Below are 9,761 nucleotides of genomic sequence, written 5' to 3' on the forward strand. Positions count from 1 at the left end.
CGGCCTCGATTTGCAACGTCGCATGGGAAGGGAATCATGAGAAGTTTGCAGGGCAGCCGCTTGTCTGTCGGCGGCGTCTTTTTGCTGTTGACGTTCCTCGCCGGAATGGCGGGATCACCTGCAGCGAATGCGATCGTCCCCCCTCCTGGCGGCGGCCTTGGCCCACCCCAGGTCGGTACCGACCCAGTGGCGCCGCACGATGCAACAACGGGGACGCTTCCGGGCGAAGCGGGTACGTCGGGGGGCGCGGCGACCTACACGGTCCCCATCGAGGTCCCCCCGGGTCGCGCGGGCATGCAGCCTTCGCTCGCGCTTACATACAACAGCCGAAGCGGCAACGGCGTGATGGGCATGGGGTGGACGATCTCTGGGATGAGTTCGATTCATCGGTGTCCGCAAACGCCGGAGCAGGACGACACGACATTGGCTTCCTACAGGCCGGCCGTGACGTATTCAGGCAACGATCGTTTGTGCCTGGACGGTCGGCGTCTGGTGACCAGCGGCACGTATGGCGCGAACGGCACGGTCTACCACACCGAAATCGACAACTACGCGCAGATCACCCAGGTTGGCGGTACCGGCCTTGCCGACAACACAGCGTGCTTCCGCGTACGGCAGAAAGATGGTCGCGTCCTGCATTACGGCGGCGTCGTGTCAGCGGACGGATCGAAATGCACGATCACGGCAGCCAACTCTTCGCGTGTCCTGCCCAACGGCACGACGCCGCTGTCCTGGCTCGTCGAGAAGATCGAGGATCACGTCGGCAACAACCAACTTTATGTCTATAAAGACTTCGGCAACGGCGAAGTGCTGCTGAACACCGTGACCTACACCGGCTTCACGAACAGCCAAGGCGTGACGACCGTTGGTGATCGAACCGTCACCTTCAACTACAAAGCGCGCACCGCCGCGGCGAGCGCTGCTACCGACGTTGCGTCGAGCTACCTCGCCGGTGGCCTGACCATGCAGACGCAAGCGCTCCAATCGATCACGACAGCGGTGGGGGGGGCAGACGGCGCGCACCTACACGCCGACGTATGCCGTCGCGAAATACAGCGGACGGCTGCTGATGACGGACCTGCAGGAATGCGGTTCGGACGGAACGACGTGCCACCCCAAGACCCATTTCGTACTGAACGATGGAGCGCTGAATTTTCCGCTCACGTCGCTGAGCGGTCTGGGGATCCCGCAGGCCACCGTCACCAAAGTACCCAACCTCTCGATTATCGGCGACCTCGATGGCGATGGCGCGCGCGAGGCGGCGGAAACGGTGCCGGTAATCCCTAATATCACCTTCCTCTTGCAAATGGCCCCCGATCGCACGGTGCAGAGTGCGGTCGACCTGACGGGCACGCCTTTCAGTGGTTCGCCAAGCGGCTACGTCGACATCGATGGCGACGGCCGCGCCAAGTTGATCGAATGGCCGGCGTCTGGCGCTGACCAGCATCTTTCGTTTGGTGTCTGGAAGAACCCGCGGGGCACGCCGTTATCCGCGATCAGCGGCCTCGGCACGGATCCGCAGCAGAATTTCACGGTGCTGTTCCAGTCGGTGCTGTCCAATATCCCCGCTGTACCGGGGCAGCACGCGCAAACGAGTTCGAGTGGCAGCCGCCCGTACTTCTTCGCGGCGGACGTCGATGGCGACGGCAAGACCGACATCATCGTCGTGCAGCCGGCCCCGACCACCCCCTTTCCTGCAGGCTGTGGAGCGGGCGACGCAGAAGGAGCACAGGACGGTGTGTTCGTCTACCGCAACACGATGACGACGACGCTTGCCAATCAACCTGCGTCAACGATGTTTGCGGTGCCGTCGGGGCCGTTGTTCTGTCTGTCGCGCACCATCAGCAACACCACCAACGGCACGCACTATCACGAGCAGTCGATCGATCATATTGCCGACTTCGACGGCAATGGGCTGCCGGACTTTTACCTGGTGTACGGTGGCAACGATAGCCAGACGGGGGCCTTCGCCGGCATCCAGACCACGCAACGCAGCGGCAACACGCTCTCTACGACCCTTCTGGCTCCGCTGAGCTGTGACGGAAGCGCAGCGGACGAATGCAGCTGGCCGCAAAACGGTTACGTCGCGCACTGGATGGACGTCAATGGCGACGGTCTGGAAGACTTCGTCATTGCCCGGCCGGCCGCGACAAGCACCTGGCACGTTCGCCTGAACCAGGGCGGTGTGTTGGGGCCGGACATCGATACCGGATCGAGCGAGGGACTGAAGACCTACTCGACACCGAGCGGTACCGGTTATGCGTTCCGCTATGCGAACTCCTTGGGCACGATGGACGTGGACGGCGACGGGAAGCCTGATCTGCTGATTCCGTCGAAGGCACAGGGCTTCGCGCTGAAGATGTGCACGATCCAGACCGTGCCACTAATCACCAAGACTAATGACACGCAGCCTGTATGTCCCGAGGCGCAGGGACCCAACGGCATCGTGTCATCCGCACCCGCGAGCGTGGCTTCTCCGCCGATCTGCGCGGCATGGGCCTGTCCGCTGGACGTCGAAGCCGACGCCATGACGCTCCCCAAGAATTCCCAGGAGATGCAAAGCTACGGGTATTCCCATCAGTGGGGATCGGCGTCAGCACCGCTCTTGCCCGCAATTCCCACGACGCGCGCCGGCCAGGGCGCCGACAAGAGCGTCTACCACCTGGCGATGCTGAAGTTCGTGCAGACCGGTCCGTCTGCCATCACCGTTCGCCTGGTTGAAACCCCACTCGTCTCGTCGCTACAAGACCCTGGTAACTTCGCTGCGGGCGAGGATCTGTTCGGCGATGGCCTCGGTGATCTGGTCAATACGATCGGCTGCATTAGCCGGCAGACCCAATACCCGGAGAACACGCCCAAGACGCCCATCACCGTGAACGATTGTGCCGCGGTCAACGACGGAATCAACGGGCCCACCACTTTGACTGATGGTCCGAACAACACCGCCGGGACACCTGCCGCCTATTTCGAGACGAATCTCGTGTTGTATGGGAGCCTCAATCAAGGAGTCGCCACGTCCTCGCTGGCGCCAGGTCCTGTTCATTTGCCGCCGCCGTCAATTGATCCGATGCCGGGCCCGGTCGTATCGTCCGCCGTGGCGCCGACGCCCAAGCCTCCGACCGTAGTCACGGCCCCTCCTTTGCTGCCGGATTTGCTCGCGAGCGTGACCAACGGCGTTGGCGATGACGCGCGTTGGACGTACGCGCCGCTCGCGCAACCGCTGAATCAACACGGTATCCCGCTTTATTCCTTCCGTCCGCCGGGCGGGATCAGCTACGCGGATACCCATCACTACTATTTCACCAGCTCGATGCCGGTCGTCACCGGCATGACCCAGAACAACGGCATCGGTGGAGAAACCGGGTTTCGTTCGGCCTGGTACGGTTACTCGGAGGCGATGTACAACCACCTGGGTCGCGGGTTCCAGGGGTTTAGAACCATTACGGAGCAGACCAACGCAACCGATACCGGCCGCCAAGTCAGAACGACGACGACCTACAGCCAGAAGTTTCCGCTGACCGGAAAAGTGGAAAAGGTCGAACGCAGCGTCCCCGCGGGCACTGTTTTCGAACGCGAAACTGACACCTGGATCTGCGGACTGGCGGATCGCTCGGCATGCCCCTATAGCGATGGCCTGTCATTCGCGAACGCACCTTTTGCGCCCGTGCTGGACAAACGGCGCATCGACCGCTTCGATCTCAATTCCGGGCTCGCTCTCAGTCATACGGAAACGGTCAATGCGGCGAGTCCGACCGTGCTGCCGTCAGCCTCCGGTTGGGACGCAAACGGCAATCTTGTAAACCAGGTCGTCACCAGCAAAGACGATGGCGCCGACGGCTTCGTCAGCCATACGGTCACCAAGACGAATACCTACGATCCCGCCGACACGACGAACTGGTGGCTCGACAAGCTGAATCGGAACGTGACGACCACCGCGATAACCTACGCGAGTGCTCACCCGTTCCCGGGCGGTGGCGACCCGCCGACACGAACGGTGACGACGACCTTTCAGTGGAATTCGGATCGCACGCCGCTTTCCAGGACGGTGCAACCGGGCGACCCGACGCAGCAGCTGACGCTGACGTATGGCTATCCGACGCCGAGCTACGGTCTGCCGACCAGCACGTCAATCAGCGGCGCGTTGGTGGCACCGTCGCCGAGGACGACGAATTTCTCGTATACGTCGGATGGTCAGAACGCATCGCCCGATGGCTATTTCGTGCTGACGACGACCAACGCGGCCAATCACGTTACAACGACACAGCATTCAACGTTGGACGGCCAGGTCACGAAGCTGATCGATCCGAACAACCTGACCACCGTCAACGGCTACGACGCCCTGGGGCACCGGACAGGGACCGACTACAAAGACGCGAATGGAGCGGCGCTGCGTCCTTCGGCGTCGTACAGCTATGCCCGCTGCAGTGGTGGCCCAAGCAGTAGCTGTGCGGGGGGAGGGATGTACGGTGAAGACGGCAATCAGGCCCATGCGGCATGGAGCCTCTCGCGTGTGCAGGCGGGCTATCCGACGACGGTCGACTGGTTCGACGCGCTAGGTCGGACCATCAAGCATGTCGAGAGCGGGTTCGATGGCACGGCGATCGAAACGTTCAAGGAATACGACGAGATGAATGCCGTGGTGTGGCAGAGCACGCCGTTCCTCTTCGGAACTTCGGGCGATCTCACGGGGTGGACGTACGACCGGCTCAATCGTCCGCTCGGAAAGAATGCGCCAGGTAATGACGCCGACCGCATCGATACGAGCTACACCTATACCGGTGCGACAACCGCGATCAAGGTGCGTGGGCACAGCGTCTCGTCGACCTGCTCAAGCAGCACGAACCTGTGCATGGACATGAGCCGCTCCTACGACGTGTTGGGGCGGTTGGAAAAGACGGTGCAGAACAACGGCGGTACGCAGAGTTACGCGACGACGAACTATTGGTACGACGGCGCGGGCAATCCGCTGATCGTGGCGGGACCTGACTGCAATCCCGCGTCGGCCACCTGCGGAGTCACGGCCGCCTACAACGACGTCGGCCAGCGCACCCAGATGTCCGATCCGGACGCAGGCACGTGGAATTTTACCTACGACGCGCTGGGTGAAGTATTGAGGCAGACCGACGCGCGTGGCGTCTACACCGACCACACGTACGATGCACTCGGCCGGCTGATTAAGCGTACTGCGACGAACAGCGCCGCGACGGCTCCGAATCCGCAAGTCATCCGCGACAATTGGGGCTACGATCCCAGCGGGCCGAGCGGTGGCAACGGTTTGTTGGGCTACGCACGGCGCTCAACGGGACAAAGCACCACGTCCTTGTTGACACCGATATGGAATGAAACCAACAGCTACGACGCGGCGACGAAACGTCTGATGACGATCCAGTCGACGCTGGACGGTCAAACACAACCCTGGGTCACGAGTGTTGCTTATGACCCGACCTATGGCTATGAGCAAAAGGTCACCTATCCGAGCGGCCTCGCGGTCACGAAAGGTTATACGGGACATGGGGAACTCAGACAGCTCAGCAACGATGCCAGCAATACGATCTATTGGACCGCGACCGCGCAGGATGCGTGGGGCAACCTCACCAGCGAGACCTATACCGGCAATATCACCGGCAGCCATGTGAGCAGCCCGGGGACGGGCCAGATCACGCAGAAGAAATGGACCAACGGCACGGCCGCTGTAGACGAGTGGGACTACATCTACGACACCTTCGGAAATGTAAAGACCCAGTCCCGATCGATCTCTGGCGGGACAGCAACAATGGAGTCGTACACGTACGATGGCCTGCAGCGCCTGACCCAGGCCGCACGCGCTAACGTTTCCAGTAATCCGCCAGCCGTTAGCTATAACTATACGGCTTCGGGCAATCTGGACTTCAAGAGCGACTTCAGCACCGCCGTCACCGGCGCATACCAGTACGGCACCAACAGCTGCGGTCCGCACGCCGTCAGTCAAGTGGCCAGGAGCACGGGCTCACAGACGTACGTGTGCGACGCGAATGGCAACGTCGTCGGCGGCAGTACGTTGAGCGCCGCCTATGATTTCAATAATCAGCCTTGGCAGGTCACGCGCGCCCGTGCGGGCGCTGCGCAGTTCGAATACACAGCCAACGGTGACGTCTTCAAGGAGCAGGCGTCGAGCCATACCACGTTGTTCGGTCCGCGCGGATATGAGGAATCCACCCCAAGCGGCGGACAGTTCACTCAGCGCCACGAACTCGGACCGGTACTTGTGTTGCGTCAGGGCGGTACCGACACCGTTCAGGCGGTCCTGCGTGATCGCTTGGGGTCGCAAGTGCTGCTGACGACGGGTGGAGGGGGCGGGTTGGCTGCCCCGACGTTGAGCATCGCTCCGAGTCCCAGTCTGGATGGCCATTACACCGTGACCTGGATCGGCGGCGTATCGGGCAGCACATACGTACTCAAGGAATATGCGAATGGCGTCGAAAGGACGGTCTACACCGGTTCATTGACCAGCTGGTCGGCTGTAAGGCCGGTGGGCATCTACGCCTACTACGTCGAGGCCTGCAACGGTGCTTGCAGCCCGTTCAGTGCGACGGTCACCGAATATGTGACGCCGAACGCGCCGGCCTCCCCCAGTACCAGTCCGAACCCGAGCCCGACCGGCGCCTTCATCGTGACGTGGGGGCCTGTCAACGGAGCGACCAGTTATCTGTTGGAGGAGCAGGTTGGCAGTGGTAGCTGGGTGGGCGTGTCGAGCGGTTCGCCCGCGACGAGCTGGCCCACCAGCGGCCGCGCCAACGGAACCTATGTGTATCGCGTACACGCCTGCATAACGCCGACGGCATGCAGCGCCCCCAGCGCGGCGAGCCCCACGGAAACCGTCCAGACGTCTTCGGTTCCCAGCCCGCCCGCGTCCATCAGCGTGGCCCCGAATCCGAGCACGGACGGCAGCTATACGGTGACGTGGTCGGCGCCGAGCACGGCGACCAGCTATACGCTGCAGGAGTTCGCTGGGGGCAACTGGTCGCCGGTCCCGAACATCACCGGCGCGTCGAGAAGCTTTAGCCTCCGCTCCAACGGCACCTACGGCTATCGGGCTCAGGCCTGCAATGCCAATGGCTGCAGTGACTACAGCCCGACGGCGACCGAGACGGTGAACATCCCGGCGCCACCATCGCCGCCCAGTTGGATCAGTGCGAGTCCCAATCCGAGCACGGACGGCAACTACACGGTGACTTGGGGGGCCGTCTTGGGCACGGGTATTACCTATCAGCTTGAGGAAAGCCTGGTCCCCAGCAACATATGGGTGCCGATCCCGACGGCATTGACCGGCACGAGCTGGAGCCCGCCGTCGGCTAAGACCGACGGCACGTGGGGCTATCGCGTCAAGGCGTGTCAGAACGGGGTGTGTGGTCTTTACAGTGACGGTTACCCGGAAGTGGTGGCGCACGCACCCGACGTGCCGTCCGGGCTCAAGGTGACCCCGTACCCAAGCACCGGACACTTCACGGTGAGCTGGGCGCCGTCTGCGACGGCGACGTATTACTGGCTTGAAGAGCAAGTCAACGGGGGTGCGTGGGCGCAGGTCACCAACCCCGATCCCTACAGCGCCCAGACCAGCTATTTGGCGGACCGGGGCAGCGGCAGCTACGCCTACCATGTCAAGGCGTGCTCACTCACCACCACCTCCGGCCTGCGCTGCAGCGCGTTCACTGCAGACGTCACCGAGGTCGTGCAGGGCAGCGCGAGACCGCTTGAGCCCGCCTCCATCAGCACAGACCCGGCGTTAGCGTGCACAACCCCCCAATGCACATACACCATCAGCTGGGCGCCCGTGGCCGGGGCGCAGACCTATGAGCTGCACACGACGACGGACGTGACCGGCATCGACATGATCGACTCGCTGGACGCGTCGATCACGAGTAAGGGATATCCGTGGAAACCGGGCAAAGGCAATGCGTCGGTCCTCTATAGCCATGAAGTACGCGCCTGCGTCGGCGTCGATCCCACCAAGCTGTGCTCACCTTACCGCGGGCCGGTTGTGATAGACGTGGGGCAGCGCCTTATTGCGCCTGGTCGCCCGCAATTGGCCCCACCGGCAACGGCCTACGACGCGTTCGGCGCGGCGAGGAACGGCGACTTCAGCGATCGGGCGAACGGAACACTGAATCTGCTCCCCGGCACGCTGAGAGGGTTCACCGGCCACAACCATGTGGACGACGTGTGGCTGATCCACATGAACGGGCGGATCTACGACTACCAGCTGGGCCGCTTTCTGTCGGTCGATCCGATCATCCAGAATCCGGCCAACAGCCAATCGCTGAATCCATATTCGTATATATTGAATAATCCGTTGGCGGGGAAGGATCCGACGGGGTATGCGACATGCGACGTGAGCCAAACCGTTGGCAGCGGAGCGGGTGAATGCAAGCTCGATTCGGGCTCTGATAACAAGGTCTTTGACGGCGACAAATATCTCGGAAAAATAACCGCTGATAAGGGCGGGGTGGCGACATCATTTACTGCGACAAAAGAAGGTTTTTCCTATCAGGATGCGCACAAAGCTAATGGCGCAAACGTAGGACAGACGCCAACGGGTGAGCCGGCGCGCAGCGCGGATCAGCAAGGGGGTATTTCTACGCGTCCAACGTCGACCGTGAGTGACGCGACACAGCACCTTCCGTATGGACTTGGTGTTGACCCCTACAGCGATCTGAACCTCGATCAGCAAGCGGCCCGCTGGATGGCGCCAGGCGTTGGATTTGCTCAGTGTGCAACAGGGGATGTGGCGTGCAGCGGTCAGGAAACAGCCAAACAAGCGGCCATAGGTGCCGGACAACTTGTTATCGGCAAGGCTGCGAGTTATTTGTTTGGGAAGGTGGGTGCTTGGTGGGCTGGATCGGGAGCGGAGGCGCTTGATGTAGCTGGGCAGGCAACATCTCGCGTAGGGCGTTGGATGAGCCCCGAAGAACTGGGGAAGATGCAACAGACTGGAACGGTTCAAGAGGGTAGTGGTGGGATGACTCGGGTCGCCAACCCTGCATCTCCCAATACATACCGCAATGCCCCGTCCGGGGATGTATATGTTGAGTTCAACGTTCCGTCGAACAGAGTGCTGCCTCACTCAAATGGAACAGGGAGAATTCCTGGCCCCAACAGTCCAGACGCACGCGTTCCAGGGAGAAATCCCGCGGATTATGCAATGCCTCCTGCCACGAATATCAAAGACTTTCCCTGAGAGGGAACAATGCAAAATATTCTTTTATCGTGGGTTGAATCGAACAAAGAGCAGCTCGCTCTGTATGGGTTTCGCGTGAAGCCGAACGGCGCACCGCAGATCAGTAGTACAAGCGTGGATATCGACAGCAATACTTTTGTTGGAACAATTACGTACTGGCCACAGGACCAGTTTGAGTTTCAGTTCAACTCCTGCGCGACGGGAGAGATAGTCATTCTAGAGACGACAACCATTGGCACCGAACATGCTCTCAACAAGTACGTTCGTGAAGAGTTGCTGCCGAAGCTCGCTGCATCAAATAGGGGGACAAAGGGGAAGGGGTAATTAACTTGTGACGTGCGTGGATGCGGTGAGCACTGCGAACCGCATCGATCGAGAGTAAACGCAGGGGCTCAAGGGCTCATATGGGTAAGAGCGGAGAAGTGCGGAATAGGGGTCACCATTTCGCCGCCCTCGTCAACCGGTCACAAGATTCCCGCTCCGCAACGAAGAGGCGGAGAGTCGCTACAGATGCGCGATCGATGGTGCCGACGCCTGGCGTTGGACA

Annotated in this window: 3 protein-coding genes; all 3 read left to right on the forward strand. The window is 61.4% G+C overall.

All coding sequences use genetic code 11. From position 1 onward, the window contains the following. The first annotated feature begins 36 nt into the window (after positions 1–36). The 3 genes from ABD002_RS13170 to ABD002_RS13180 all read left to right on the forward strand — a co-directional run bounded on the left by ABD002_RS13170 (position 37) and on the right by ABD002_RS13180 (position 9,538). Positions 37–1,287 (forward strand): SpvB/TcaC N-terminal domain-containing protein, encoded by a 1,251-nt coding sequence (locus ABD002_RS13170; RefSeq protein ID WP_343791831.1) that lies wholly within the window; start codon positions 37–39, stop codon positions 1,285–1,287. A 1,780-nt stretch (positions 1,288–3,067) separates the two neighbouring features. Then, on the forward strand, positions 3,068–9,214 hold the full coding sequence (locus ABD002_RS13175; RefSeq protein ID WP_343791835.1) for a TreTu family toxin: 6,147 nt from the start codon (positions 3,068–3,070) through the stop codon (positions 9,212–9,214). Between the two features lie 9 nt (positions 9,215–9,223). Then, a complete protein-coding gene (locus ABD002_RS13180) occupies positions 9,224–9,538 on the forward strand; it encodes a hypothetical protein (RefSeq protein ID WP_343791833.1) in 315 nt (104 codons plus the stop codon). Positions 9,539–9,761: the final 223 nt, after the last annotated feature.

The sequence above is a fragment of the Dokdonella soli genome (genome assembly GCF_039523175.1).
Lineage (GTDB): Bacteria > Pseudomonadota > Gammaproteobacteria > Xanthomonadales > Rhodanobacteraceae > Dokdonella_A > Dokdonella_A soli.

Excerpts from the sequence above, each read along its gene's own strand:
- ABD002_RS13170 (WP_343791831.1), top strand. The coding sequence starts at position 37 with ATGAGAAGTTTGCAGGGCAGCCGCTTGTCTGTCGGCGGCGTCTTTTTG.
- ABD002_RS13175 (WP_343791835.1), top strand. The coding sequence starts at position 3,068 with ATGCCGGGCCCGGTCGTATCGTCCGCCGTGGCGCCGACGCCCAAGCCT.
- ABD002_RS13180 (WP_343791833.1), top strand. The coding sequence starts at position 9,224 with ATGCAAAATATTCTTTTATCGTGGGTTGAATCGAACAAAGAGCAGCTC.